We start from the raw sequence: 26151 nt of genomic DNA on the forward strand, positions 1-26151 counted from the left end.
TCAATCGGTTGCCGGCTGCCATTGACCACCCCGTTGGCGATAGCCCAACCACGCCCGGTTCACCGCACCGGCCACCTTTTCCCCCTGCAAACGGCGATTGTCATAGGCACTGAAGGGCACGGCAAACTGCAACCCCAGCGCGTCACAGACAGCAGCTCCGGCATCCCAGGGGCCCCGTTCATGGCTTAACACCCATTGCCCGCTGCTCTCGTCCCGACAACTGTAAGGCAGCAGACCGGCGCAAGGGGCCACCTGGAAATGACCGTCATCATTGTGCAGCGCACACCGGCCATGGGCATCCGCCGCCGGTTGCCCCTCGGCCCAACTCCAGAGTGCCGCCCGCAGGCGGCCATCACCGGGGCGTAACTTGTCCAGGCCGAGCAGATTGATTTCACAATCCAACAGGTTCGCCACCACCGGCGCAGTAATCCGGCTGCCGGCATTGCCCACCAGACGGGACAGCAGGGTACGGTCTTCCTGCATACGGAGGAAGGTTTGCTGCACCTGTGGTTGCGACAGCGCAGAATCCACACAGGCCGGTGCCGGCTGCAGCATTGACAGACTCAAGGTAGGATACCCGCTGTCATCGTCGGCCCCGGCAAAGCCACCGAACAGCACCGACGCCAGCTCCGAGCTGCTGCAGCCATCACTGAGGATCAGGATATTTTTGCCCGCCGCACGCAGCAGCGCTTTACTCAAGCCTGCGGGGATAAGCGGGCAGCCCCCGGTGGCCGCCAGAGGTGTGGCCGGTAAGTAGGTGTAGGGGCCGAGCAGATCCAGCAACCGTTGGGCCAGTTCGGCCCGATCCCGGGCCGCGCTGTGATCTTCGATGTACAGCAGCAGCACCGCATCCTGGTTCTTTGGCTGCTGCAACCAGGTCGCGATTTCCTGCAGCCCCTGGGCCAGGGGGCGGTCGAAGGGGCTGCAGCCAATGTGCTGGTCGGTGCCGTGACACAGCAGCAGCTGACCGAAAACCGAGTGCACATCCAACTCGAGGGCACGCACGTCCATCTCCAATTGCGCCGTAATGCTGTGAATCTGATTGGGGTCGTAATAACTTTGCGCTGTGGTGTAAGCGGCGGCATTGTAGGAATTATGGGTGGCGATGAAGGTGACCCGGCGCAGGGGCTGCTCCTGATCCAGCTGACGCTGCAACTGATGGGCCCGGTGCAGCCAACTGGATTGGTAGTGTTCCACTTCCAGATTACAGCCGGTGAGCAGCAGCGCCACGACCACCGGCAGCCAACGCCCCGGGATAGTGAGATGTCGATTCATAACCGATTTTATTCTTGTTATTGATTTTGTACGATCGTACCAGGATATGCCTGTTTGAGGAAAGAATTTTGTCCCTATCCCACACCGCGACTGTTCTTGTCACGGTACAGATCCGCATCCGCCCGCGCCAACAGGTTATCACCGCTGAGATCCTCTTCCACTGTGGTGGCCACGCCCACCGACGTGGTGACCTGGACCCGGTTACCACCGCTGAGCTGAATAGGCTTTGCAACCGTGGGGGCGATTCGGGACAACAAGCTCTGCACTGCATTGTCGCGGGCGTTTTGAATGACGATGGCGAATTCGTCGCCCCCCAGTCGGGCAAAGGTATCGCCTTCCCGCACCAGTTGCTGGATACGCCGGGTCACCTCCACCAGCACTTCATCACCGGCACTGTGGCCATGGGTGTCGTTGACTTCTTTGAAGCCGTTCAAATCCAGGCAGATCAGGGACACCGGCGTGCCTGTCCTGCGGGCACGGGCCAGTTCGGCCTGCAGTGACGCTTCAAAACGGGCCCGATTGGCAATCCCGGTCAGGTGGTCGGTACTGGCCATACGCTCCAGATCCAGGGAACGCTTGCGGGCATCCAGCGCCGTGGTCACCAGGAACGACAGATCGCTCAGGGCCAGGCGCTGTTCGGCGGAGAACTGACGGGGCTGAGCGTCGATGACGGCAATGGTGCCCAGGGCCCGGCCGTCACTGTCACGGATGGGCGCGCCGGCGTAAAAACGCACATGGGGCGGCTGTGCCACCAGAGGATTATGGGCAAACCGGTTATCCTGGCTCAGATCCGGCACCACCAGCGGCTGTTCCGGCCGCATAATGGCGTGGGCACAAAATGCCACCTTGCGATCCAGCTCCGGGATATCCAGGCCCAAGCGTGATTTAAACCACAACCGCTCGGAATCCATCATGGCCACCACCGCAATGGGCGCCGCAAAGGTATGTGATGCCAGGCGCGCCAGGGCGTCAAATTCCGGTTCCGGTGGCGTGTCCAGAATCTCATAGGCCCGCACGGACCGAATTCGCTGTGCTTCATCAACGGGAATGGGGCAGGATACTGTTGACATGGACACCCTCCAAGCAGGTCATTAATTGACCAGTATAGTCGGGGCCGGCAATAAAGCCCGTGCCGGTGTGCCCGGCCTTCACTCCGGCGGCAGGTCTGATGTGGGGCCGGCTTCCAGATGGGCCAGCAATTTCCCCAGCAAGGTAATCAACTGCTCCAACTCCGGTGCTGACAGACCGGCCTGGGCCACACCGGCACTCAGGCCGTCCAGAGTTGCCGCCATGGCCTGTTCAATCACCGTCTTACCCTTTCTGTTCAGGTGCACCAGCTTGCTGCGTTTATCCTGCGGATCCACGGACCGCTGCACCAACCCCCGCCTCTCCAACTGGTACAGCACTTTGGTCTGTCCGCCGGATGACAACAACGTGGAGCGCTGCAGGTCCGTTGGGCTCAACACGTAGGGGCGGGCCGACCGACGCAGGGTGGCCAGCAGTGGTGTGATGATGTTCTACCACCTGGGTGAAGACCTGGTTAAAACCATGCATGAGTGGATGGGGTTGCTGTTTGTGGGTGCCATTGTTTTGCACCTGCTGAATCACTGGGCTCCCTTCAGCCGCTATTTCAAAAGCAAACAGGCCGTTGCCATTGTGATCCTGGTGTTTGCCGTGGCCGGCACCTGGATGGTGAGCAGCAGTGTGGGGGGCGGCAGCGAGCATCCCGCCAAGCAGCTGATGAAACAAGTGCAACAGGCACCGTTAACCCGCGTTGCCGCTCTGCAGGGCGAAAGCGAACAGGATCTGGTGCAACGCCTGCAGGCCGCCGGTGTGCAGGTTGAAAGTGCGCAGCAAACCCTGACCGAGCTTGCCCGCACGAATCAGAAACACCCTACTGAATTACTGAGTTTGGTATTGGGAAATCCTTGACCGACTTTATTCCAGCACCCGGCGGGATTCCTGATAGGCATCGGACCAATATTCGGAATCAATCCGTGAGGACATGACGCCGCGGGAGCTGGAGGCATGGATAAACTGCCCCTGGCCCACATAGATGCCGACGTGGCGCTGTTTGAACCCGGTCTTGAAGATCAGCAGGTCACCGCTGCGCAGCTGATCCAGTGACACCGCTTCACCAATATCCGACAGCTGATCAGTGGAGCGCGGCAGATGCATGCCAAACACATCCCGATAGGTAACGTAAACAAATCCCGAGCAATCAATGCCGCGGCGGCTGAGCCCGCCCATCTGGTGCGGGGTACCGGCCCATACCTCATAGTGGCGCGCCAGCCGTGTTTGGGGGGCGCCCTGATACAGAATCCGTTGCGGCTGCACGCCATAGTGGGCCGGGGGCGCGCTGGAACAGGCTCCCAGCCACAGTACCGCCAACATCAAACTGATTACACTGACGCACGCTTTTGCCATGGATGCACACCGTCCTCACACTCTTTCCCAGTGTAAACCATGATCGCCCATTGCAGACAGCGGCGCCGGCACCCCATCACAGTCTTGACAAATTAGGACAAACGACCTAATCTCTGTTCCCACAATAGGACAAACGTCCTAAGGGCAGACAACCAGGCAGCACCGTATCATGCACACCCGGCAACACATCGTTGAAGCAGCGGATCAACTGTTCTATGAACAGGGCTTCGAGCATACCTCCTTTGCGGACATAGCCGCCGCGGTGGGCATCTCCCGGGGCAATTTTTATTACCATTTCAAAACCAAGGACGACATCCTGGACGCGGTCATTGATCTGCGTCTGGCCAACACCCGGCGCATGCTGGCGCAGTGGGAGCAACAGGGTGATTCAGCCCGGGATCGAATTCGCTGCTTCATTCACATCCTCATTGCCAATCAAGGCAAGATTCTTCTGTATGGCTGCCCGGTGGGCACATTGACCAGCGAGCTGGCCAAACTGGATCACGCCGCCCTGACCAAAGCCGGTGCGGTGTTCACCCTGTTTCGCAACTGGCTGCAGCAACAGTTTCGGGCACTGGGCCGGGAGCAGGATGCCGATCAACTGGCCATGCATGTATTGGCCCGCAGCCAGGGTGTCGCCACCCTGGCCAGCGCCTTTCACGACCAAACTTTTATCCAAAACGAAGTGACGCAGCTTTACCACTGGCTGGATGACCAGCTGCAACCCAACCCAGGCAACAAGGAGGTATAAACCATGTTTATTGTGTTATTGAGATTTTCAGACAACCGGGCCCAGGCCAGTCAGTGGATGGCGGAACACAACGGGTGGCTCAAGCAGGGTTTTATGGACGATGTTTTTCTGCTGGCCGGCAGCCTGCAACCCCAACAGGGTGGCACCATCATCGCCCACAACATCAGCCGCCCTGAACTGGAATCCCGCGTTGCCGATGATCCCTTCGTGGCGGAAAATGTGGTGCGCGCCGAAATCCTGGAGATCACGCCGGCACGGGTCGACGCACGCTTATCCTTTCTGATGGCAGGAGCGGAATCATGAGCCGGACCGTCACCGGCCCCGATGGGAAACCACGTTGCAACTGGTGTGCAGCGGCGCCGGAGTTTTTTGCCTATCACGATCAGGAGTGGGGCTATCCGGTGGCAGACGATCAACGTCTGTTTGAAAAGCTGTGCCTGGAAAGTTTTCAGTCCGGACTCAGTTGGCGCACCATTCTCGCCAAGCGGGAAAACTTCCGCAACGCATTTCACCAGTTCGATTTCAATCGCATTGCCCGGTATACGGAACGTGACGTCAATCGACTGTTGCAGGATGAAGGTATTGTGCGCCATCGCGGCAAGATCGAAGCGGTGATCAACAATGCCAAACGGGCACGGGAGATGGTGCAACAGGAGGGCTCCCTGGCTGCTTATCTGTGGCGCTTCGAACCGGCCGCACAACCTCCGGCCCGGGCCCAAACGGCTTCCACCTCAGTGGAATCCATTGCCTTGTCGAAAGCGCTGAAGAAACAGGGCTGGAAATTTGTCGGCCCCACCACGGTGTACGCCTTTATGCAGGCCATGGGCATGATCAATGATCACGTGGGCGATTGCGTCAGCCGCAAAAAAGTGGATCAGGCCCGCAAACGGTTCCAGCGTCCTGCGTAGCCGGGGTCACTGTACGGCGCCGCCATGCATGCTGTGGATCAGCCCTTGATGCAACGCACGGAGTAGCCGTAATCCATTGGGTCAGGGTAACGCTCCACCTGACCCACAAACGCCATGTACCAGGCGAAGTTTTCACGATCGCGGGTACTGGACCAGTACTTGCCATGGGCATTGAGGTAACCGAAGTTATCGTCGCCCTCACCGTAGCGGCCACCACCGAACTGCAGATTGAAACCGCTGCTGCCGTTGGGAGAGAGTGCCTGTTGGGTAACACGGGTGTCCCGCCGCTCCTGCTGTGCATTGTTATAACCACCGAAATGATCTGCCAGAGTGCGCCAATCCGCATCCGACGGCAAACGCCAGCCATTGCCCAACGCCTGACAGGCCTGCCTGGCCGCTTGCCAGGTATAGAGCCGGCCATAGTCGGTGCAGTTGCGGAACTGATTGTCGTAACACCAGGAATCCTGGACCCGGTAATCCAGATTGGTCTGCATCCAGATCTTGTCCAGCAACCTGATGGTGGCATAGCGTTTACCGTTGGGATCGACCACATACCCAGGGGCCGCCCCTGCGGCGTTTTTGGTGCCACCGCCGTCACCCACTGAATTATCGTGTTGCAGCGATGCCTGCAGGGGTGAGGTAAACAGGAAATCACCATTGGCATGACCCCGAAAATTACCCGTCACCGGGGTGCTGTGCAGAGTACTGCCGGCGGTCTGCATGTAAGCGGCAATCTCCGACACAGTGATATAGCCGTCGGTAGTGGTATCCGCTTCACCGGCCAGCCCCTGCAACAACTGGTACGTAAACAGGCTCATGCCATCGCGACTGGCCGCCGATACCTGCTCGTTGGCACCACCGGCGGTGATGTACTGGCGCGCGGCGGCCTGGGTAATGCGCTGAATATAGTTAAGGGCGTTGGGGCTGAAGGAACTGGCCAGGCTCTTCACCGCAAAGGCGCCACCGAAACAGGAATCAAATATAAACAGTTGATGACGGGCATTGCCCAGTTGATCGGCGCTGTCACGCAGCGTGGACATGGAAACCCAGGAGGTGGCAGAGGCGCTGCGACCATCAAACGGCACAATGTAGCCGCGGTCTTTCCCGCCCACCTTGCGGGTCACCCCGTGTCCGGAAAAGTAAAACAGGAAACGATCATCCTTGCCGATGCGCGGTGCCAGATCATCCACCAGGTAACCGACGATGGCATCCTGGGTGGCCGCCGGGCCCACCAGCTTTTTCACCTGGTAGCCCTGCTGCACCAGATAACGTTCCATGTTGTGGGCATCGTTGGCGGCATTGGGCAACGCCGGCAGCCCCGCCTGCGGATACTCGTTCACCCCCACCACCAGCGCATAACTTCTGGCGAACTCCGCCGCCGCGACTCCGGGCCCACACAACAACAATCCCACCAGTATCCAGCCACGCCAATGCATCATGCTGCTTCCTTTATTCAGTGTTTGGATGGTTACAGTGCCTGCAATTTCTGTTGCAACCGTGCTGCCTGTTGCTGCATTCCTCCCGCCTGCAATCGCGCCAGCAATCGGGTCACACTGGTATCACCGGGCAATTGCTGGTGGCTCTGCAGCAGGGTGTCCACAAAATCCTCGTTGTCCGGTTCAATCTCCACCGCCAGCACCGCATAGGCCAGAGCACGCTCATGCTCCCCTTGCTGCAACGCATCCCAGGCCAGGGCATTGAGCGGGTACGCAGCCATGATCATGGGCAGGTCCGGCATCCGCAACAACTCATGAAATTCGCTGATGGCCCGCTCCCGCTGACCGTTCACATACCACGCAGCAGCCTGTTGCAGACGGGCTTCCACCTCTTGCACACCCATGGCCTGCTGGCTGCTTTTGACCTGAATGCGGCTGGCGACAATGGCGCTGCCGATCACCCCCGCTTGGTGGGCGCCGTCGGCCGTGGCGGAAACAGGATTCACCACAGGCCCGGTCACCGGGGCCGTCGGGAACTCCTCGATGAATAATTCCGGATTGCCCTGATACACCATCAATCCCACCACCACCACACCAAACAATACAAAAAATGTGCCCGGCGCAGCCCGCTTGAGGGCAAATTCATGCTCACCCAATTTGGCCGTGAGTTCAGTATCACCGCCGCCACCCAGCGGCAGACAAAACAAACGATATCCACAGAAGATCGCCAGCGCGCCAACTGCTATAATGGCAAGCCGGAACAGCAACGCATACACCATAAAGACGGGTAGATGATCCACAACAAGCCCCCAATAGCCAGCAGAACACTCAGAAAACAGATTTGGTCAGAAAACAGATTTGGTTAGGAGCACCACCGTAGCAGAGTACCCGGAAGCAGGCAATTGCCGGCTACAACGTCTGTCACTGCGGTTTCCAAGTTTGCATGCCCGATTAAAAAACATACAATGCGACCCACAAAAAATGCACCTAAATGATTCGATCCGGGGCAGGGTTGCACAGCATCAGTTCTGTTTTAACCAATGCAGACAATGTGTTCGCCTTGCGCTTGCTTACCTTACTGTATTTACTTAAAAAGAACTCATTCACCAGCGTCGTTTCCAGGAGCAACCATGCCACAACGAATTAAAGTCAAGAATCCACTGGTCATACTGCACGGTGACGAGATGGCACAGGTATCGTTTGACCGGGTGCTGGAGCAGTTCGTCACCAGCAAGCTGGATATCCAACTGGTGGAAGTGGATCTGTCGGCGGAAAACCGCCTGCGTACCAACGGCAGTGTGGTGAACGACTCCATTGAAGAACTCAAACGCCATGGTGTGGGCATCAAGAACGCCGGTATGACCGTAAACAAAGCCCAGTTGGAGGAGTTTCTGGCGAACATGCCGGAGTTGAGCGGCACCGCGCTGAAGCCACTGGCCACCAAATCCCCCAACGGCGCCATCCGTAAAGGCATCAGCGGCAACATCACCCGCGAGGACATTCCATTCCGTAACCTGAAACGCCTGACACCGGATTGGATCGATCGTGACATTGTAGTGGACACCATGGATACCGGCGGCAATAAGGAAAGCCACAATGAGATTTCCAAATCCACCGGCATCATCAAGGTACTGTTTGTGGGTGCCAGTGGTGATCCCATCGAGCTGCATCGCCGTAAAATCAAAAAAGGCGACCCCTGGCTACTGGCCTCCAACGACAACGAAAAAGTAAAAGCCTGGGCACATAATTTTTTTCAGCGGGCGATTGCAGAAAAGCGTGATGCCTACCTGGGCCTGAAAGACACGGTGATCTCCGGTTACGACGGGGTTATGCGTGAAACCGTGGAAACCATCTACCATGAACAGTACAAAAGTGAATTTGAAAAACTGGGGCTGAAGTATTTCTACGAATTGATCGATGCCCAGGCCGCCCGCATCGTGTCCAACCCGCCTGCACGCGCCATCTGGGGTGTACCGGAAAACACCACCGGCCGCAAACTCTACAAGCTGGTGAAGGAGCTGAAAAAATACGGCATTCCCGATCGTCGTTTCAGTGTTTCCATCTCCCGCATGAGTGCCGGTGGCGGCGATCAGTACGGCAGTTTCAACATGCCGCTGGAAGAAGACGGCATTATCAAAGTGGTACTGGACGGTGAAGAGAAGTACGCCCGCGATGTGAAAAAAGGCGACCCCATCATCTTCATGGCCAACGATCGGGATGCCATCAAGGACTGGGTGGGCCAGGTGTTCCGCGACGCGGCGAAAAACTCCAAGGAAATCTACTTCGGCCTGAAGCGGGAGTACATGGAATACGATGACGTATTCAGTACGGTGATCAAGGAAGTGCGGCAGGAAATCGTCTCCGACAACCTGCAACCGCCATCGTTTATGATCATGCGCCCCTCCTCCCAGTTGAAGAAAATGATCACCGATCCACCCCGCAACGGCCTGTACCCTTCCCTTAACCTGGACGGCGATATCTATTCCGATATCTCGGCCGCATTGGGGGGCAGCCTGGCCACCGCCAGTTCCATCATCGAAAGTATGGACGGCACCATGCTCTACGAAGCACCCCACGGCACGGCCCATGATCTCTACCTGAAGTATCTGGAAACCAATGGTGAAGTGGCACTGTTCAACCCTTCTGCACTGCTGTTTGCGGTGGCTAACGCACTGGAAACCCTGGCCGAACGGGAAGATAACCCGGCCCTGAAGACTTATTCCGATCAACTGAAAGAAGCCTTGATCACCACCGTGGAGCAAGGCTACATCACCGCGGATCTGCAAGGCAAAACCAACAACCCGGAACAGGAAACAGTCGTGGATATGTACGGTTTTCTGGATAACATTGAGAAAAACCTGCTGCAGTTGGGCTAAACCACGCCACTTGTGTGGCATACAACCTGCATCGCTGCTGACATGAACCGATACCCGAACACCTCTTACGTTTGGTACGCCCATGTCAGCAGCACATCCCTCTGCCCCACACCCCATGACCGCCCTGGTGCTCACCGCCGGTGGCGCCCGCGGCGCCTATCAGGCCGGAGTCATGAAGCGCATCAGCGAGATCCCCGCCTTCGTTGACCAGGCCGCACCATTTTCAATCATCACCGGGGCGTCTGCGGGCGCCATCAACGGTGCCGCCATCGCCAGTCAGCACGATAACTTCGGTGTTGCATCCAAGTTGCTGGTGAAACTGTGGGCCAGCCTGGAGGCCAACAACGTCTACCGCAGCGACGCGTTCGCCATGATGAAAAACGCCGCCAGCCTGGCATTGGATTTTGGCCTGGGTGGACTGGTGGGCGCAGGGCGGGTTAAATCCCTGGTGGATTCCTCCCCGCTGTACGCGTTTCTCAACCAGAACCTGAAACTGGACGGCATCCGCCGTGCAGTAAAAGAAGGCGGGCTGTATGCATTGGGAATTACCGCCACCGGCTATCACACCGGCCGGGCCTTCACCTTCGTGGAAGGCAAGCCGGGCCACCCCCTGTGGAGCAAGAGCCGCCGGGTGGCACTGCCGGCGGAGATCACCTTGCCCCATGTACTGGCCTCCGCCGCCATCCCCATTGTGTTCCCGCCGGTAGAGCTGCCGGCCGGCGCCGCGTCCGCATTCTTTGGTGACGGCGCCATGCGCCTGGTAACCCCCCTGAGCCCTGCCATTCGTCTGGGGGCGGACCGGCTGCTGGCGGTGGGTGTGCGTTGCCAGGAATCCGCCAACAGCCTGTTGCGCTCAGAATGGTCACAGGACGCGGATTTCGCCCCCAACCTTAAACGGCCACCGCTGTCCCAGATCTGCGGTACCTTGATGAATGCCATCTTCCTGGATCATTTGGATTCCGACCTCGATCACCTGAAGCGCATGAATTCGTTTGTGGCCGAACACGAAAAGCTCGCATCCCTGGTGGACCTGGTGGCGGAATCGGACTCAGATCATGAACCCATGCGCATCGTAACCCCGCTGGTGATCTCGCCCTCCGCCGACATCGCCATCATCGCCAAAACCCTGCAACACCGCATGCCCAAAACCATCCGCTACGTGATGGATGGCCTCGGCACCCCGGACGCCCAAAGCGCCGACCTCACCAGTTTTCTGTTGTTCGATTCCGAATTCACCCGGGAACTGATACAACTGGGCTATCGGGATGCAGCACAGCGCATTGATGAGATCGAAGCCTTTCTGCGGGATCCGGATTACACCGCTGCACCAACCCTTACAGAGGTGGCAACCGAGTAGAATACCGGGGCCTGCCGCATCCTCTCCATGGCATAGTACTTGCTCTGCTGGAGTGAAGATGTTATGAAATTTCCATGGCCCCCGAATGCAGTTTATCAGGTGCCCCGATGGGAATTCATATAGACATTGGTTTACAACCGTCATGTCTGAACAAGGGAGTATCGAAACTGCATGCCTCGCCTGATTGTTGGTTATGTGCGGGTGGTCGACGCCATTAATCGCCGCATTGGCCGCCTGATGATGTACAGCATTTTCATTATGGTGGGCATCCTGTTGTGGTCATCCATTTCCAAAACCTTCTTTCTGCCCTCCCTGTGGACGCTGGAAGCCGCCCAGTTCGCCATGGTGGCCTATTACGTTCTGGGCGGCGCCTATTCCATTCAGCTGAATGCCAACGTGCGCATGGACCTGTTCTATGGCCAGTGGTCACCCCGCACCAAAGCCTGGTTCGATGCCTGCACCATTTTCTTTTTGATTTTTTTTCTGGGGGTGTTGCTCTACGGCGGTTTCGAAAGCACGCAGTATTCTTGGGAATACAACCAGCGCAGCCGCACCGCCTGGCGCCCTTACCTGTGGCCTATCAAGGCGGTCATGTGTTTGGGTTTTATCATGATGATCCTGCAGGCGCTGTCGGAATTCTTTAAAGACTTGGCCCGCATTCGCGGTCAGGAGATCTGATGTCCCACAGCATGATTGCCACCACCATGTTTGCCCTGATGATGTTGCTGATGATAACCGGGCAGCGGGTGTTTGCCGCCATCGGTGCCGTGGCGGCGGTAGCGGCCCTGGCCCTATGGGGCACCGGCGGCGCGGACATACCGTTTACCGCTGCAATGAAACTGATGAACTGGTACCCGCTGCTGACCCTGCCCATGTTTATTTTTATGGGTTACATCCTGTCGGAATCCCGAATCGCCGATGACCTCTACAAAATGTTCCATGTCTGGATGGGGCCGGTGCACGGCGGCCTGGCCATCGGCACCATCGGCCTGATGGTGTTGGTGTCGGCCATGAATGGACTGTCGGTGGCGGGCATGGCCATCGGTGCCACCATTGCCCTGCCGGAGCTGCTGCGCCGCGGCTACGATAAAAAAATGGTCACCGGTGTGGTCCAGGCCGGTTCCTCCCTGGGCATTCTGGTACCGCCCTCCGTGGTACTGGTCCTGTACGCCATGATTGCCCGCCAACCGGTGGGGCAACTGTGGCTGGCGGGGGTGGTTCCCGGCCTGATCATGGCCGCACTGTTTATTATGTACATCGCCGTCCGCTGCCGGCTGCAACCACAACTGGGGCCGGTCTTGGCGAAAGAGGAACGCCAGGTGAGCAGAGCAGAAAAATTACGTCTGCTGCGTGCCGGACTGCTGCCCCTGATCATTTTCGCGGTCATGATGGTGCCCTTTGTTAACGGCTGGACCAGCCTGGTGGAAAGCTCCGCATTGGGCGCCATGGCCGCCATGGTGGCGGCGGTGGTCAAAGGCCGTATGAACAAAACCGTGTTTGAAAACTCCCTGCGCAATACCCTGGGCATCTCCTGTATGTTTATGTGGATCATTCTGGCGGCACTGGGGTTTGGCGCGGTGTTTGATGGCCTGGGCGCCGTAAAAGCCATTGAGAACCTGTTCACCGATCAGTTGGGGCTAAGCCCCTGGATGATTCTGATATTGATGCAATTGTCTTTTCTGCTGATGGGTACCTTTCTGGATGACACCGCCATGCTGGTGATCGTGGCCCCGCTGTATGTACCGCTGGTGCAGGCGCTGGGCTTCGATCTGATCTGGTACGGCGTGCTGTATACCGTTACCACCCAGATAGCCTATATGACGCCCCCATTCGGCTATAACCTGTTTCTGATGCGGGCCATGGCGCCGCCGGAAATCAGTCTGCGTGATATCTACAGTTCCATACTGCCGTTTGTGCTGGTGATGGTACTGGCACTGGCCTTGATCATGATCTTTCCGCAACTGGCGCTCTGGTTGCCGGGCTATGTGTATAACCAATAAAGAATCCTGATAACAGCAGTACCGTTTTCATGTGTTGAACCGAACCATACATTACGTATAAGAGGAAAAACCAATGAAAGACCGCCGTACCTTTATCAAATCCGCCGCGCTTCTGGCCGGCACCGCCGCCACCCTGACCCCACCACGACTGTACGCAGCCAAACCCAAGATCACCTGGCGCATGCAGACCTACGCCGGGCCGGCCCTGGCCGAGCACGTGATCAAACCGGCCATTGAAAGCTTCAACAAAATTGCCGGTGATGAGATGCAGATCGAATTATATTTTGCCGATCAACTGGTACCCACCGGAGAGCTGTTTCGTGCCCTGCAGAAAGGCACCCTGGACGCAGTGCAATCCGATGATGATTCCATGGCATCACCCACCGAAGTCACGGTGTTTGGTGGCTACTTCCCCTTTGCCAGCCGCTACTCACTGGATGTACCGGTGCTGTTCAACCAGTACGGACTGAAAGAAATCTGGGAAGAAGAATACGCCAAAGTGGGGGTTAAACACCTCTCTGCCGGTGCCTGGGACCCGTGTCATTTCGCCACCAAAAAACCCGTCAACAGCTTAAAGGATCTGAAAGGTCTGCGGGTATTTACCTTCCCCACGGCGGGCCGCTTTATGGCGCAATTCGGTGTGGTACCGGTCTCCATTCCCTGGGAGGATGTGGAAGTGGCGGTGCAGACCGGCGAGCTGGATGGCATCGCCTGGTCCGGCATCACTGAAGATTACACCGTGGGCTGGGCCAACGTGACGGATTACTTCCTTACCAATAACATTTCCGGCGCCTGGATCGGCTCGTTCTTTGCCAATATGGACCGTTACAATGAATTGCCGGACAAACTGAAAGAACTGCTGAAAATCACCATGGACAGCTCCCACTATTATCGCCAATGGTGGTACTGGGGTGGCGAGGCCAAGCTGCGGGTGAACGGCACCAAAATGAAACTCACCAGCATTCCCGACAAGGAATGGGATCAGGTGGAAGCGGCGGCCCATTCCTTCTGGGATGAGATTGCCAAGGAATCCCCCACCAAAGCCAAGGTGGTGAAGATCTTCAAACAATACAACGCAGACATGGCCAAAGCCGGCCGGCCCTATCGTTATTCCTGAACCTGAAAGTCACTGCAACCACAGTGGCCCGGCTGCGGCGGGCCACTGTCACACCGTTTTATGGGGTATCCATCATTATTACTGATTGATATTAACATCGGGCCTATCAGCATTTTTTGTCAATCAACAAAAGCGGCCTTTCCAAATTGCGATGCAGTGCCCCAACCCTTCTGGTTTTCTGACCTACACTTAGCTTTCAGGCACTGAAACACAGCCTTGAGATAACTCGACATGGAAGTAAATCACGACCTGCAGCAGGTTCGTAATCAAATATGCAACTGGGTGCTGATCACCGTATCCATCTGCGGCATTCCCGCCCTGATCGGCAGTTTACTGCGTTCTTATACCATTGGTCTGCAATGGGTTATGGGAATTCAGGTTGTGGCGCTCACACTGGTGGTTTCCTTTGTCTTTTTCAACCGCGTCATTCCCTATCCGCTACGGGCTGGGTATGTGGTTTTTTTGTTTACCTTTATCGGCTTAACCGGCATGGCCAAATTCGGCATCGCGGCGGCAGCCATTCCCATGGCCATTGTGTCGCCGGTGCTTGCCACTATTCTGTTCGGCTTCCGTTCGGGGCTGGTCTGTGCCGCAATCACGTTAATCGCCATGAGCGGCATTGCCGTGGGCGTGATCAACGGCAACCTGGCCAACGATTTTGATCTTACTGCTTACGCCGGCCTGGTTCCCACCTGGACCGCTTTTCTGTTAGTGGTCGTAATGTCCATCGCAGCACCGATCACCGCCATCATCATGCTCGAGCGCCACCTGAGCAAGGCGCTGTCGCTGTCACACAGAAGTCAGGAAGAACTGGAACAATTGGTAAAAGAGCGCACCCGGGCCCTGGAACAGGCCAAACAGGAGGCGGAGCATCTTGCACGAACCGACGTATTGACCGGCTTAAACAATCGACGTGCCTTTTATGAGTACGCCACCCTGCTGGATATTCAGGCCCGCCGTCAAAACCAATCCTATGTCATTCTCATGCTGGACGTTGACCACTTCAAGGCCATCAACGACAACCTGGGGCACGATAGCGGTGACCTGGTACTGCGCATGCTGGGCGAAATCCTCATGGACACCTTTCGCTCCAGTGACATTGTTGGCCGCCTGGGTGGAGAAGAATTCGCTGTGATATTACCAAAAACCAGCATGCGGACCGCGTTGCTGTTGGCCAACAAACTGAGAATCAGAATTGATCAAGCAAAGGTGCATGCCCCCAAAGGCATGATTCATGTCACCGTCAGTATCGGCATTGCCCATATGGATCGCGCTACCGTCACCCTGGAGCAGGTTATTGCCAATGCCGACAGCGCGCTGTATCAGGCCAAGCAAAATGGAAGAAACCGCGTAGAGCGCTTTCATTCTGAAGCCATCACTCTTTTTCACAGCGGTTCGCCTCCCTAAGCACCCAATTTTCGGAGTCTCCTGGGGCTGGCGCGGATCACCTGTTTGAAAGTTGCACAATTCCAGCTATACCTAATGGATGAGGTCCACCATGTACTTCCTGGGAGGCTAAGCTGGGTAGCCACCGGTTACACGGCCTGATTCAATGAAAGATATTCCCTTGGGCTCACTGCTGATCGGAAGTGTTTTAGGCTTTTCTGCGACTCTGGCAGAGGCGCGCACTCTCCCTGAAGACCTACTCAACCTCTCCCTGGAAGAGCTAACACAGATTAAAATTTCCGGGCCCTCCCGCACCCTGCAAACCCTCAGTGATGTGCCTGCATCGGTTACGGTATTTCAGCGCCGGGAACTGCGGAGTATGGGTATTGACTTCCTTTATGAGCTGCTCAGCTTTGTACCAGGACTTCAAACCAGCCGTGACAACAATTATGGCGCAGCGTACTTTTATTCCGCTCGCGGCAGCAGCACCGCCCAGGAAACCACCTCGATATTACTCTTGATCGATGGGGTACCACGCCAGGAAGTCCGCAGCACCAGTGCGATCTCCGGCCTGCTGCCCCTGGATCGCATCGAAAGGATAGAAATCATCCGCGGCCCGGGCTCCGCTCTGTATGGTTCCGGTGCCTTCCTTGGCATCATCAACATCATTTCCGTGAAAGGCAATAACCTGATAAAAATCCAGCCCGGCGAGCCGGATCGACAGCAACTGGAAGGCCAACTGAACGTCGGCTCAGGCAACTGGGAGCTGGATGCTTTCCTCTATGACTACCGGGATCAGGGCGAAGCCTTCCAATTGAACGACCGACTTGGCGACGAACTAAAACCAACTACAGACCCGCAACAGGCCAGTAACGCCGTAATTAACCTTCGCTACCGGGACACACAGCTGACCTGGGAGCATTTTCGTTACTCATCACAGCAATTCTACAGTATTGGCGCCATCAGCAATCCGGTAAACGAAAGCGAAAACAGCTACGATCACATCAGCCTCAGGCAGAACCTCGACTTTGGTGCCCTGCAAACCACCCTTCAGGTCAGTTACACTGCCAGCGAAACCACGTTTGTCTCTCAGGGCACAGAATACGGAGAGCTGGCGGCCATCAGCAATCCCAGCAGCAATGCGCCTTTAGTGGCCGACGTGCTGTATGAATCCCACGACCTTCTTCTGCAATGGCTGAATGACTGGCATATCAATACCGACAATACGCTGCAGTTCGGCCTGGAAAAAAAGCATGAAGAAATCACCACCGCCCGCCTGAATTCCAACTACGATACCGTCATGCTGGCCAACATGGAGTTCCCCGTAGACTACAGCGCGAGCCGGGACATCCGCACCAACGTACTGGAAACCGGCGGCCGCAACATTTACGGAGTTTATGCCCAGCTACAACATCGATTCGACAATAGCACCAGCTTCACCCTGGGCTCGCGCTACGATGATTACACGGATTTTGACGGACAATTCAGCCTGCGCCTGGCCATGATTAAAGAGTTGCAAAATGAGCACTACCTTAAGCTGTTCTACGGCGAGGCCTTTCGCGCACCTGGGTTCAATCAGCTCAATATCAAGGAGTCTGTCACCGTGGCACGCAACCCTGATCTGGAGGCAGAAACCATACGTTCCACGGAACTGGTCTGGCTCAAACAAACCACCGACTATACTGTATCAACCAGTGTTTTCTACAATATCCTTGAAAATCAGATCACAACACGCGCCACCACCGACGGCAAAAGCAGTGCTGTCAACGAAGATGCCGAGTACAGCAGTGGCATTGAGCTGGAGGGTTCCGTGCAACTCAGCCCGCAATGGTTAATACGGGCTGGTTATACCCGATTCTTCACGTTACCGGACCGGGCGGATCGTGAATCCGACCAACTGGCATCCATCATTGCCCACTATCAGCGAGCGGATTGGTGGTTCAATTTGGCAGGCTACTACAACAGCGATCGGGATATGGCACGAGAAGAACTGGGCCCCGTCGATGCGTTCACCGTGCTCAATGCGAAACTGGGGTTTCTGCTCAGCAACGACATCACCACCACCTTACAGGTCAAGAATCTACTGGCAGAAGACGCAGCATCAGTACCCCAGAATATCAACATCACTACCCCCATTCCCTATCGCGGCAGAGAGTTGAGCATCGGCTTGGAAATACAACTCTAGCGATTTAGTCGTGACTATAGTGTTTTTGGCTCATCAAACAGATTCATCAGTCCTGTCTTGCGTTTCGGCGATGGTGCCTGCATGGAATTTCGCACATTGGACACTTATACGTTAGAATTCATCCAATATGACCGTTTACAGCAGAACAAGAACCGTGACCTACCCATTTGTACTTACCAGCCTGATTCTAGGCTTGCTTGTGGCAGCCATTTCCTCCGCCCAGGCCAGCGAAACCGACCCGGCAGCCCCTATCAAACTGGGGGCAGTGAAGGCCGCCATCGTCGAACTGGAAAGCGGTAAAACCCTGTATTCCAAGCATTCCGACTGGGTGACCCCCATTGCGTCCATCACCAAGCTGATGACCGCTTTGGTGGTGATGCAAAGCGGACAGGATCTGGATGAATGGATTGAGATACCCAAACCCGACCGGGAGACCCGTAAAAACGCCTATTCCCGCATTCGCATCGGCTCCCAGTTGCAGCGGGGCAACGTGTTACGGCTGGCATTGATGTCCTCTGAGAATCTGGCGGCCTACACTCTGGCGGCCCGCTATCCCGGCGGCGTGGACGCTTTCGTGGGGCAAATGAATAAAACCGCCGCCAGCCTGGGCATGTCCAACACCCATTTCGTGGATGCCAGCGGGCTGTCATCGGGCAATGTTTCCACCGCCGAAGACCTGGTCAAGCTGATTGCGGCGGTGTCCCACTACGACAAGATACGGGAATATTCCACCACCCCCCGCTATACCGCCCATTTTCGCAAGCCCCGCTATGCATTGGGCTACGGCAATACCAACCGGCTGGTACACCGCAACAGCTGGGACATTGAGTTGAGCAAAACCGGTTACATAACAGAAGCCGGGCGCTGCCTGGTGCTGCTGAGCAAACTGGAGGGCCGTGATGTGGCCATGGTGTTTCTGGATGCCTTTGGCAAGCAAACCCCGCTGGGGGACGCCGGCCGGGTAAAACGCTGGATCAGTACCGGTGACAGTGGCCGCATTGCCGGCGCGGCGTTGCGCTACGAGCAGAGCAAATCAAAGGAATACCCCTACCTGAAAGACAACCTGTAAAACCCTACGGCCGGGCTGCGACTCAGACACTGATCACCTGGGGTTGTTGCAGCTCGGCGATCAGGGTTGCCAGCTGCTTGTCGGTCACCTTGAGATCCCCACCGGCGACCTGGGCTCGCACCCCTTGCTCCAGGTGATCCAGCCCGGCGTAGGTTGTACACCGGCCCCGCATAAAATCCCGGGCGAAATCTGCGTCCTTTCCCTGTTCAGAAAAATACTGTTTCACCAACACCAAAGCCGAGCTGTAAGGGAATTTACGTTCACTGCTCCACACCGAATTCAACACTCCGGTGGAAGTACCGTCCACCTGCTCCCGGGTTACCATGGTGACAAAATCGGGCTTTCCCAATGCGCCCTGCTTGTTCTCTTCAAAATTCCAGAAATGAAAGCCCGGCGCGCGGTGTGTAACGCGGCCATCGTAGGCAAAATATTGCGCTTGTGTATGAATCGAATCCGCCACGCTTGGCAGATGTAATTTACAACGCACCAAATTCACGCCCCGGCGAATGGACACCCGGTAGCGCACCCGCAATGTGCTTTGCAAAATGGTTTCCGCATCCACCGGTGCCCGGTGAAACAGACAATGCAAGCCATAGTATTCCTTGTAGCGCTCTTCTTCTGAATCATTCATGTAGTAACCAAAGCCCGGCAGGAACCTGCCGAGCTGAAACTCATCCACAAAGCGCTGCACCTCATCGGCGTTCAGCTTCAGCTTGGCACCAAACTCATAGATATCCACCCCATCATAAAAATCCCTGATATCGAACTCCTGGATGATGCGCACCATATCCGGGATTAATTGTCGATTGGCATTAATGTGCGCAACGATCGTTTGCAGGGTTTTGCTCTGGCTTTCATTGTGCCCGGAAAAGCTGGCCCAGTTGGTCAGCGTCTGTCCGGTTGGTCCGAACCCCACCCGCACACACCAGGGTTGGCCACCGATGTTTTTCTCAAGTATGCCTGCCATCCATTTATCCACATCATCCTCTGCACCAGCGTACTCGCGGCAGGTCAGCCCGTGCAACTGAGTCAGATAAGATTTGAGATCCACCAGCTTGGTATCTTTATGCTGTGCGAACTGCGCCAGCATGCCGAGATAGTTGTTTTTCATATTCAGTAACAGCGCCGCTTTGGCGGGAAGGACGCTCAGTTTTCTGACATCAGATGACACCGGCATGTAGGTTCCTTTTTTCTGGGATTTGTCTTATTGGAATTTGCCTGACGCGACTGCCCGATAAAATTAAACCCCATTTGATTATCAAATGACAAACAATTTGAACCCAAGCCCGCCTCAAGCGTACAAAAAGCCGTCACGGGAGCTGGCTCAATCCAGGCTCAAGTGCGATATTTCGAGCAGAGCGCTGGAAAAGAGAGGTGATCATCATGACAAAAAATAAAACGACCGGAGCACTCATCCCAGGCCATGGAATAGCCTATAGCTTGAAGGAAGTTAACGAGCTGGTACGAACCATTTTTCATGGCATGAACGTTATGGTGGAAAATGTATTGCGCCAGGGCAAGTGGTTACTGCTGGTGGCGTTTATGCTGTTCACTGTCCCCTATGTACTGGAGGAGAACCGGCTGGAGAGAATCACCGCAGTTATTGAAAACCTGGTCAACACGTTTTATGAGAACCAGCGGCTGATGGTTAAGGAAGAAGCAAAGGCGCAGAAAGACATCAAGCAGATTACACGCCATATGGATCTTGAGCGCCTCCTTTCCCTGCAGTACAACAGGATCATTGAACTGCAGACCCAGATGGCGCTGCTGGCCCGGCACGGCATTGAGGAGAAACCTGCGGCGGAAACAAACCTGCAACCCGCCACCTCGGTGGAGCCGGATTATTGCGCCGACCCCGGCCGGCGCCACTATGCCTTTACCGACGGCTGCGACTACGGCATGTAACGCACCCGGGGCCGCCCCGGTACGCACTTCAGATCAGTGGAACAAACCGGGCCGGGGGCTGGCCACGGGGTGCGGGTCCAGCAAATCACGGTACATGCGATAGGTGATGGAAGAGGCAATGATGATGTTGGCCTGGGTCTGAAAATCGGTGATCAGATCCAGTGATTTTCTGAACTCCCACAGATCGGCTTTTTGTTGGCTGCTGCCGCGCAAATAATGGGTCGCCCGCCCGCCTAATTGCAAATGCTGATCCAGCACTCTGGCAATGCCCGGACCGGCGTAAATCACGGTTTCTTCCAGCATGTACAGGATCCCCAACAGCGCGGCGGAGTACACCTTCTCCACCCGATCCATGTATTGAATCAACTCCCGGGCTTGTGCGGGCAGGCTGTCACAGCGCACCCCCAACAGGCTTTCCAGCTCGTCGATATCCTGCTGCAACTGCGCCGATTTTTGGCGCCGGCTGGTGACGTATTTGTCCACGTCAAATGACTTGTGCTCATGACTGAGAATATCACTGACATGGAAGGTGCCCCCCTGGGCATGGAACAGGGATTCCAGATGCTGGCGCAGCTTCAGGTGGGCAAACAACAGCTCTGCGTACTGTTCTTTACTGACCCCCCCAAGCCAGAAGGCGTGATAGGAATGGGTACGCAGAATCTCTTTACGGCAATCTCGCGATACGTTGCGCAGGCCAACGGATATTCTGGGGGGCCGAGACGTCCGCTGTGCCTTCGCCTGGTCAAAATCAATCACTTCTGCGGTCATGCCACCACCTCGAAATACGGAATCAGTCCTCTGAGATAGTACTATCAAACGCCAGATCAAAAAACAAACAGTAAAAGGTGTCTAATTTGTTTCCGGGCTAGCCGATTTAGGCACGCACCAGGCCGCCCTTCTTATGATTGACTCTACTCACCACAGGGGGCCAGTTGAATGGTTACTCCCACCGGCGGCACCTGCAATGGCAAAAACCGGTGGTCTGCGCAGTGCAGTAACCGGATTTGCCCGGATTCAAGCGGCAGGTCAAAGACAAAGCGCGCCGTTGCCGGGCGGCCGTCTTCCAGCAGCGACAGAATCGCCACTGTCATGCCGTCGAATTCAAAAGTTTGCCCCACCGTAAAGGCCTCCTCCCGGCTGCGCATAAAGTAGGCTGCCGGTTCCAGCAGGAATCCCCCCTCAGGGCTCAACAGGAAAGAGTTCTCCCCGTCACGCTGCAAGCTCATCAGCCGGTCACCACTGGCCAACGGGTAAAATGCCCGTGGGTTCGGCAGCCCCTGATAGGCACGGGCCAGGGGATAGAAGATGGCATAAAACACGGAATTGGGATTAATCAGCACCACCGCACGTTCAGTATCCGCCGCAGTGACGGGCAGCTGCCGGGCCGGTTGCGCCACGTTGTCCCGGTCATGCTGGCGATACAGCACACTGACCGTGGGCAGGGTCGCCAGGCTCAGTAAGGTGAAGATCAGCACCGGCCACAACAGAATACCGGCCATAGGCCGCTGGCCACGCTGACCCATCGACGTGCCGACCCACTGCAAAATCAGACCCGCCACCAATGGCGTCATGCCCAAACTGACGAACGCCAACGTGCGCGGGCCACCGGGCCCGGCGGCAATCGGCAGCATGCACAGGGCACTGCCCAGCAACAAAAAACGCTGCGCCGGCCGTTGCAGGGAATCCCACAGCAGGTACAAAAACCCTCCACAACAGGCCAACGCCACCCACCAACCCGGTTGGCCCAGTTTGGCCGACCCCAGCAGGCCGGCGGGCACATGCAGGATGCTGTTGAAGACAATGGTCGGTACCGCCTCCAGCAACGCCACCCCATACTGACCCGGCGCCCGCACCGGATCGCTGTAGTATTCCGACGCCGCCACCCCATGGTTCCAATAGACATAGACACTGGCCCACAGCATCATCACCAAACCATAAGGGGCCAGGCGCAACACCCGGCGCAGTAGCGTTCCGCGATCCAGGGTAAAGGTCCAGGCAAACAGCCAGGCTCCGGCGCTCAACCCGTATTCCGATGCCAATAATGCCAATGCAAAGGCCAGCAAAGCACCCACCCGATACCCTGTCGCGAAGCCGGCGGGCTGCCTGCTTTTAACATGCAACAGCAACGCCGCCACACCCAGCGCCGTGGCCATCAGGGTATTACGGCTGGCCAGCCAGGCAATGGTCTGACCGTGGTTGGCGGAAACCGCAAACAGCACAAACGCCAACATACCCACCCGCGTATCGCCACTGAGGCTGACAAGAAAGCGGTAGGCCGCCCAAAAAAACAACAGCACCCAGATCAGTTGATGCAGGTGCATTAACAACGGTTGCTGGGGCCAAAGGGAGAAATCCAGCCAATGACTGAGTTCCGCCAGCGGCCGCCACATTTGAAAATGGAACTGAGAACTGGTCCACCAGGGCATCAGCCCCTGTTCAACCAGATAACGGTTGGTGTCCGCTTGACCATCGGACACCGAGAACATGCCAAACAGAGAAGCATCATGAATATCCGGCAGCAGCGACGGCGCCAATACCCGAATCGCCAGGTAATAATCATCGGCCATCAAACCGGTCCACAACGTCGACAACGCCAGACCGGCCAGTACCATAAAAAATACGCGATTTTCGACGCTCTGTATTACCCGCCGGATACAGACGGCTTTCCTGGTCAACACTTGGTTCCTTGAAACTGACTACATTACTACGGGTTGCAGGGTAACCGCCCCGGTTTCAAAGGAAGCATACACGGCATCCATTTCACGGTGCCAGTAAAAATGCCCCGAAAGCCTGATGGCTGGCAAAAACTGCAGGCCCCTCAGCGGCCGGCTTGGTCTCAGAACCGGCCACCCAATAGGTGGTACCATCGGTATCCATCTTCAGGGGATAGAATCCATGTTCATTCACCTGATAAACCCCGCCTTCGAAATCCACCATGTAGCGCAGGCGCCCGATCACGTTTTCCCGCAGCAATTGCCCATCACCATCCCACTGGGAAAGCAATAGATTGTCCACCATCCTGGCCACCCCGACAGGAATCACACCGGGGGTATAAACCAGCACGCTCTGCTTGTTCTGTAATGCGCTGATCACCCCGTTGTTTACTTCAATTTGCAGACTCGCCAGTTGGCCGGAGTCGGCACCAAAGCGATCCAGGCTGATTTCCCGTTGCCATTGAGATACGCCGCTATAGGAGATCAGTTGCAGGTCTGCCACGTTTTTGCCGAAAAAAACATCCGAGCGCTTGCGCTGGGTCAACACCAGATAACCGGCCTCACCATAGGGTAATAACCGCAGCGCGCTGCCATTGCCATCCGGCTCTGTCACCGGCAGATCAAGGCTCGCCTGTAATTGGCCGCTGGTAGAAAACTGCAACAGGCTGAAGGACTTTGCGCCGTCCTGCGCTGTCTCCCGCAGGCCAACCACCACCTGCGCCTGGGCACTGATCATGGCCGCCAAAGATCGGCTTTCCAGCGCCGGTAAGGCCTCCGTATTGCCCCACAGACTGGCACCCGCTGCATCGTAAGCGGCCAACTCCAACGCCTGCTCCGAAAGCACCGCCGTCACCAGGGTGCCATCATCCTGCAAGGTGGCCCGCAGGTCAGGATAGCCGGCGCTATTGAACGTCAGCGTCTGTGGCACCTGCCATACCACACTGCCGTCGGCGGTTGCGCACAGCAAAACAGTCTTCTGATCTTTGCGCCCTACCCAACACGTCCGCTCACTTGAGTGTGCCACCAGGGTCAGTTGCTGATAGCCAAAATCGCGCCAGGTATATTCACTGAGCAGTGCCCCACTGGAGTCCAGGTGATAAAAACTGCCGTTGAATCCAATCAACAACAATTCGTCATTGGCTAACGCCAACAATCGCTTGCTGGTGTTGATGGCCATCTCCGGGCCAGCGCCGGGGGCTGGCAAATCCGGATCGGCATAGGTGGTGGAAAGCAACGTCTGCCCCTGTGGATCGACGCTCCAGATCCCGATACGGCGCTGGCGCTGCTCATCGTAACTGCGGTAGGCGTAAACGGCATTACCACCGGGCAGATAGCTAAGGCCCAGGGAGGTGGAGGTAAACACATAAGGGTTGTCTTCACCGGTGAGCAACCACTGGGGAGACTGCAATGGTACGTTGTTAAGGTCAGCGTTATTGTCACAGCCGCTCAACAGCAGCACGAGGGGAATCAAACCTGCCAGTAACTTCATGGTGCATCCTCCTTGATACAGCAATATTTTTTGTTATGGGATGAAGTGTTGGCTGAGTATACGAGCCGGGGCTGAACCGAACTAGGATTTTCCGGCCAGGCAGCGCGCTGAACTGATTAAAGCGAATGCATCAGTTCCACATGCTCAGCGGTTGGTCCATAGCTGCCATAGGTATTCTGAAAGCCGTTTTGATCGATAAATGGCAACAATGTTTTCCAATTGAAATCAGGTCTCTGGTCAAGGCAAGTCAGCAAGAAATTCTTGTGCAAGGGCATATCCGGATGATAAACAGAATCGCTACACATCGCGTATTGCAATAGCTCCACATCCAATTCTGTGCAACGCAGGCTGCCTTGAAAAGGATTGGTCCTATTCGCTTCGTTGTGGTTATTAATCAGGATAACCGGTGTTGATTTGCTCATGGGGCCGTTGCCGTGTCGAGTTTGATAACAACGGCTCAGGTAATAGATGTCTACCGGGTCCGTCAGGGTCAGTTCCAATCGTGACAGCAGCAGAAAAGCATTGGCCGTTGTAGTATTACTGGGTGTCACATTGGGAAACAGACCATGTGTCTGATCCAACATAATTCCCTGGCTGCCCTCAAAAACAAGCGCTTGGAATTTCTCCGCACATTCCCGCAAGTGAGAAACTGTCATCAACATAAAAGCGGCTCTGCAGACATCAATGAACTGGGCATCATCGATACCCTCCAGCTCCGACTCAAACGCCTGCAGCATAGCGGCATCAGAAGTGAGCAGATCCCTATAATAATCAGAAATGGCGCGCAGCTTATGCGCCATAATCCAGTGAAACGCTAGATCCTTGGTATGCAGACACACCCCGGCTGCCTCTCGCATTAAGGTTGCACCAAAGCCCACACCACAGGAGCCATGTTGTTTTACTCGCTCCGTGACCCGGTTGTACGCTACGTCGTAGGGTGTGGTGACTGCCACCAGAGGATGGACAAATACTCGCGGAGCAAGGTGTTGAAGGTGAGCTGCCTCCGCCAGCATTGCAGGCGGAAACAGAGTGCAAAACTCACTATAATAGGTTGGAGCGCCACGTAACGTACCGGCACCAAAGTTACTGAACGTGTGACACCGCTCACCGACCTGTACGGTGTGCCCAACCTGATGCCCACCTGAGAAACGAACCACCAGGGAATCCACCCGGTTGCGCGACACCAGATAGTCAACACAGAGACCTTTACCGGAATCACCAAACCCCAGATCTACGACAATATTTACCTTCATGGG

At 56.2% G+C, this 26151-nt stretch carries 24 protein-coding genes; 13 read left to right on the forward strand and 11 right to left on the reverse strand.

Annotated elements, in window-relative coordinates; translation table 11 throughout:
• The 3 genes from D9N13_RS23345 to D9N13_RS23355 all read right to left on the reverse strand — a co-directional run bounded on the left by D9N13_RS23345 (position 1) and on the right by D9N13_RS23355 (position 2741).
• Positions 1-1275 (reverse strand): hypothetical protein, encoded by a 1275-nt coding sequence (locus D9N13_RS23345; protein ID WP_290594431.1) that lies wholly within the window; start codon positions 1273-1275, stop codon positions 1-3.
• Positions 1276-1349: 74 nt separating this feature from the next.
• Entirely contained in the window at positions 1350-2345 is a 996-nt protein-coding gene (locus tag D9N13_RS23350) for a sensor domain-containing diguanylate cyclase (RefSeq protein WP_290594433.1), read from the reverse strand.
• A 78-nt stretch (positions 2346-2423) separates the two neighbouring features.
• A complete protein-coding gene (locus D9N13_RS23355; RefSeq protein ID WP_411268209.1) occupies positions 2424-2741 on the reverse strand; it encodes a MarR family winged helix-turn-helix transcriptional regulator in 318 nt (105 codons plus the stop codon).
• A 40-nt stretch (positions 2742-2781) separates the two neighbouring features.
• Here D9N13_RS23355 and D9N13_RS23360 point away from each other — a divergent pair, with 40 nt between their 5' ends.
• Complete coding sequence (locus D9N13_RS23360; protein ID WP_290594437.1) at positions 2782-3207, forward strand: DUF4405 domain-containing protein; 426 nt, start codon at positions 2782-2784, stop codon at positions 3205-3207.
• Between the two features lie 6 nt (positions 3208-3213).
• Here D9N13_RS23360 and D9N13_RS23365 read toward each other — a convergent pair whose 3' ends face one another.
• Positions 3214-3702: an NlpC/P60 family protein gene (locus D9N13_RS23365; protein WP_290594440.1), complete on the reverse strand. Its 489-nt coding sequence runs from the start codon at positions 3700-3702 to the stop codon at positions 3214-3216.
• 169 nt (positions 3703-3871) lie between these two features.
• Between D9N13_RS23365 and D9N13_RS23370 the strand changes: the two genes are divergently transcribed.
• From D9N13_RS23370 to D9N13_RS23380, 3 genes are read left to right on the forward strand one after another with little or no spacing between them, the layout of a single operon-like run.
• Complete coding sequence (locus D9N13_RS23370; RefSeq protein ID WP_290594442.1) at positions 3872-4453, forward strand: TetR/AcrR family transcriptional regulator; 582 nt, start codon at positions 3872-3874, stop codon at positions 4451-4453.
• A 3-nt stretch (positions 4454-4456) separates the two neighbouring features.
• Entirely contained in the window at positions 4457-4756 is a 300-nt protein-coding gene (locus tag D9N13_RS23375; RefSeq protein ID WP_290594444.1) for a YciI family protein, read from the forward strand.
• Positions 4753-5361, forward strand: coding sequence for a DNA-3-methyladenine glycosylase I (locus D9N13_RS23380; protein WP_290594447.1), 609 nt, complete (start codon positions 4753-4755; stop codon positions 5359-5361). The genes D9N13_RS23375 and D9N13_RS23380 overlap by 4 nt, the downstream gene beginning before the upstream one ends.
• A gap of 38 nt (positions 5362-5399) precedes the next feature.
• On the opposite strand, the gene D9N13_RS23385 is transcribed toward D9N13_RS23380, so the two are convergent.
• Both D9N13_RS23385 and D9N13_RS23390 read right to left on the reverse strand, forming a co-directional pair.
• Complete coding sequence (locus D9N13_RS23385; RefSeq protein ID WP_290594450.1) at positions 5400-6800, reverse strand: FISUMP domain-containing protein; 1401 nt, start codon at positions 6798-6800, stop codon at positions 5400-5402.
• 29 nt (positions 6801-6829) lie between these two features.
• On the reverse strand, positions 6830-7597 hold the full coding sequence (locus D9N13_RS23390; RefSeq protein WP_290594452.1) for a hypothetical protein: 768 nt from the start codon (positions 7595-7597) through the stop codon (positions 6830-6832).
• Positions 7598-7927: 330 nt separating this feature from the next.
• Here D9N13_RS23390 and D9N13_RS23395 point away from each other — a divergent pair, with 330 nt between their 5' ends.
• From D9N13_RS23395 to pbpG, 8 genes are all read left to right on the forward strand, one after another.
• A complete protein-coding gene (locus D9N13_RS23395; RefSeq protein WP_290594454.1) occupies positions 7928-9673 on the forward strand; it encodes an NADP-dependent isocitrate dehydrogenase in 1746 nt (581 codons plus the stop codon).
• An 82-nt stretch (positions 9674-9755) separates the two neighbouring features.
• On the forward strand, positions 9756-11030 hold the full coding sequence (locus tag D9N13_RS23400; protein WP_290594456.1) for a patatin-like phospholipase family protein: 1275 nt from the start codon (positions 9756-9758) through the stop codon (positions 11028-11030).
• Positions 11031-11201: 171 nt separating this feature from the next.
• Positions 11202-11708, forward strand: a complete 507-nt coding sequence (locus D9N13_RS23405) for a TRAP transporter small permease subunit (RefSeq protein WP_290594458.1) — start codon at positions 11202-11204, stop codon at positions 11706-11708.
• Entirely contained in the window at positions 11708-13030 is a 1323-nt protein-coding gene (locus tag D9N13_RS23410; RefSeq protein ID WP_290594459.1) for a TRAP transporter large permease subunit, read from the forward strand. The genes D9N13_RS23405 and D9N13_RS23410 overlap by 1 nt, the downstream gene beginning before the upstream one ends.
• Positions 13031-13103: 73 nt before the next feature.
• A complete protein-coding gene (locus D9N13_RS23415) occupies positions 13104-14147 on the forward strand; it encodes a TRAP transporter substrate-binding protein (RefSeq protein WP_290594461.1) in 1044 nt (347 codons plus the stop codon).
• A gap of 231 nt (positions 14148-14378) precedes the next feature.
• Positions 14379-15554, forward strand: coding sequence for a GGDEF domain-containing protein (locus tag D9N13_RS23420; RefSeq protein WP_290594463.1), 1176 nt, complete (start codon positions 14379-14381; stop codon positions 15552-15554).
• A 145-nt stretch (positions 15555-15699) separates the two neighbouring features.
• Complete coding sequence (locus D9N13_RS23425; protein WP_290594465.1) at positions 15700-17718, forward strand: TonB-dependent receptor plug domain-containing protein; 2019 nt, start codon at positions 15700-15702, stop codon at positions 17716-17718.
• 154 nt (positions 17719-17872) lie between these two features.
• Positions 17873-18787: a D-alanyl-D-alanine endopeptidase gene (pbpG, locus tag D9N13_RS23430; protein ID WP_290594467.1), complete on the forward strand. Its 915-nt coding sequence runs from the start codon at positions 17873-17875 to the stop codon at positions 18785-18787.
• A 22-nt stretch (positions 18788-18809) separates the two neighbouring features.
• On the opposite strand, the gene D9N13_RS23435 is transcribed toward pbpG, so the two are convergent.
• Positions 18810-19964, reverse strand: coding sequence for a hypothetical protein (locus tag D9N13_RS23435; protein WP_290594472.1), 1155 nt, complete (start codon positions 19962-19964; stop codon positions 18810-18812).
• Between the two features lie 206 nt (positions 19965-20170).
• Between D9N13_RS23435 and D9N13_RS23440 the strand changes: the two genes are divergently transcribed.
• Positions 20171-20692 carry a hypothetical protein gene (locus D9N13_RS23440; RefSeq protein ID WP_290594474.1) on the forward strand — a complete coding sequence of 174 codons (522 nt, stop codon included), beginning with the start codon at positions 20171-20173 and terminating at the stop codon, positions 20690-20692.
• Positions 20693-20725: 33 nt separating this feature from the next.
• Here the strand turns inward: D9N13_RS23440 and D9N13_RS23445 are convergent, their stop codons facing one another.
• The 4 genes from D9N13_RS23445 to D9N13_RS23460 form a co-directional block, all read right to left on the reverse strand.
• Positions 20726-21460 carry a hypothetical protein gene (locus tag D9N13_RS23445; protein WP_290594476.1) on the reverse strand — a complete coding sequence of 245 codons (735 nt, stop codon included), beginning with the start codon at positions 21458-21460 and terminating at the stop codon, positions 20726-20728.
• A 143-nt stretch (positions 21461-21603) separates the two neighbouring features.
• Entirely contained in the window at positions 21604-23367 is a 1764-nt protein-coding gene (locus D9N13_RS23450) for a hypothetical protein (RefSeq protein ID WP_290594478.1), read from the reverse strand.
• Between the two features lie 85 nt (positions 23368-23452).
• A complete protein-coding gene (locus tag D9N13_RS23455) occupies positions 23453-24895 on the reverse strand; it encodes a hypothetical protein (protein WP_290594480.1) in 1443 nt (480 codons plus the stop codon).
• Between the two features lie 116 nt (positions 24896-25011).
• Positions 25012-26148 carry an adenylosuccinate synthetase gene (locus D9N13_RS23460; protein ID WP_290594482.1) on the reverse strand — a complete coding sequence of 379 codons (1137 nt, stop codon included), beginning with the start codon at positions 26146-26148 and terminating at the stop codon, positions 25012-25014.
• Positions 26149-26151: the final 3 nt, after the last annotated feature.

The sequence above is a fragment of the Ketobacter sp. GenoA1 genome, assembly GCF_003671475.1.
In the GTDB taxonomy this organism is placed as follows: Bacteria; Pseudomonadota; Gammaproteobacteria; order Pseudomonadales; family Ketobacteraceae; genus Ketobacter.

Bases quoted from the DNA above. Each gene is read 5' to 3' on its own strand.
- D9N13_RS23345 (WP_290594431.1), bottom strand. From the start codon at position 1,275: ATGAATCGACATCTCACTATCCCGGGGCGTTGGCTGCCGGTGGTCGTG.
- D9N13_RS23350 (WP_290594433.1), bottom strand. From the start codon at position 2,345: ATGTCAACAGTATCCTGCCCCATTCCCGTTGATGAAGCACAGCGAATT.
- D9N13_RS23365 (WP_290594440.1), bottom strand. From the start codon at position 3,702: ATGGCAAAAGCGTGCGTCAGTGTAATCAGTTTGATGTTGGCGGTACTG.
- D9N13_RS23370 (WP_290594442.1), top strand. From the start codon at position 3,872: ATGCACACCCGGCAACACATCGTTGAAGCAGCGGATCAACTGTTCTAT.
- D9N13_RS23375 (WP_290594444.1), top strand. From the start codon at position 4,457: ATGTTTATTGTGTTATTGAGATTTTCAGACAACCGGGCCCAGGCCAGT.
- D9N13_RS23380 (WP_290594447.1), top strand. From the start codon at position 4,753: ATGAGCCGGACCGTCACCGGCCCCGATGGGAAACCACGTTGCAACTGG.
- D9N13_RS23385 (WP_290594450.1), bottom strand. From the start codon at position 6,800: ATGATGCATTGGCGTGGCTGGATACTGGTGGGATTGTTGTTGTGTGGG.
- D9N13_RS23395 (WP_290594454.1), top strand. From the start codon at position 7,928: ATGCCACAACGAATTAAAGTCAAGAATCCACTGGTCATACTGCACGGT.
- D9N13_RS23400 (WP_290594456.1), top strand. From the start codon at position 9,756: ATGTCAGCAGCACATCCCTCTGCCCCACACCCCATGACCGCCCTGGTG.
- D9N13_RS23405 (WP_290594458.1), top strand. From the start codon at position 11,202: ATGCCTCGCCTGATTGTTGGTTATGTGCGGGTGGTCGACGCCATTAAT.
- D9N13_RS23410 (WP_290594459.1), top strand. From the start codon at position 11,708: ATGTCCCACAGCATGATTGCCACCACCATGTTTGCCCTGATGATGTTG.
- D9N13_RS23415 (WP_290594461.1), top strand. From the start codon at position 13,104: ATGAAAGACCGCCGTACCTTTATCAAATCCGCCGCGCTTCTGGCCGGC.
- D9N13_RS23420 (WP_290594463.1), top strand. From the start codon at position 14,379: ATGGAAGTAAATCACGACCTGCAGCAGGTTCGTAATCAAATATGCAAC.
- D9N13_RS23425 (WP_290594465.1), top strand. From the start codon at position 15,700: ATGAAAGATATTCCCTTGGGCTCACTGCTGATCGGAAGTGTTTTAGGC.
- D9N13_RS23435 (WP_290594472.1), bottom strand. From the start codon at position 19,964: ATGCCGGTGTCATCTGATGTCAGAAAACTGAGCGTCCTTCCCGCCAAA.
- D9N13_RS23440 (WP_290594474.1), top strand. From the start codon at position 20,171: ATGACAAAAAATAAAACGACCGGAGCACTCATCCCAGGCCATGGAATA.
- D9N13_RS23445 (WP_290594476.1), bottom strand. From the start codon at position 21,460: ATGACCGCAGAAGTGATTGATTTTGACCAGGCGAAGGCACAGCGGACG.
- D9N13_RS23455 (WP_290594480.1), bottom strand. From the start codon at position 24,895: ATGAAGTTACTGGCAGGTTTGATTCCCCTCGTGCTGCTGTTGAGCGGC.
- D9N13_RS23460 (WP_290594482.1), bottom strand. From the start codon at position 26,148: ATGAAGGTAAATATTGTCGTAGATCTGGGGTTTGGTGATTCCGGTAAA.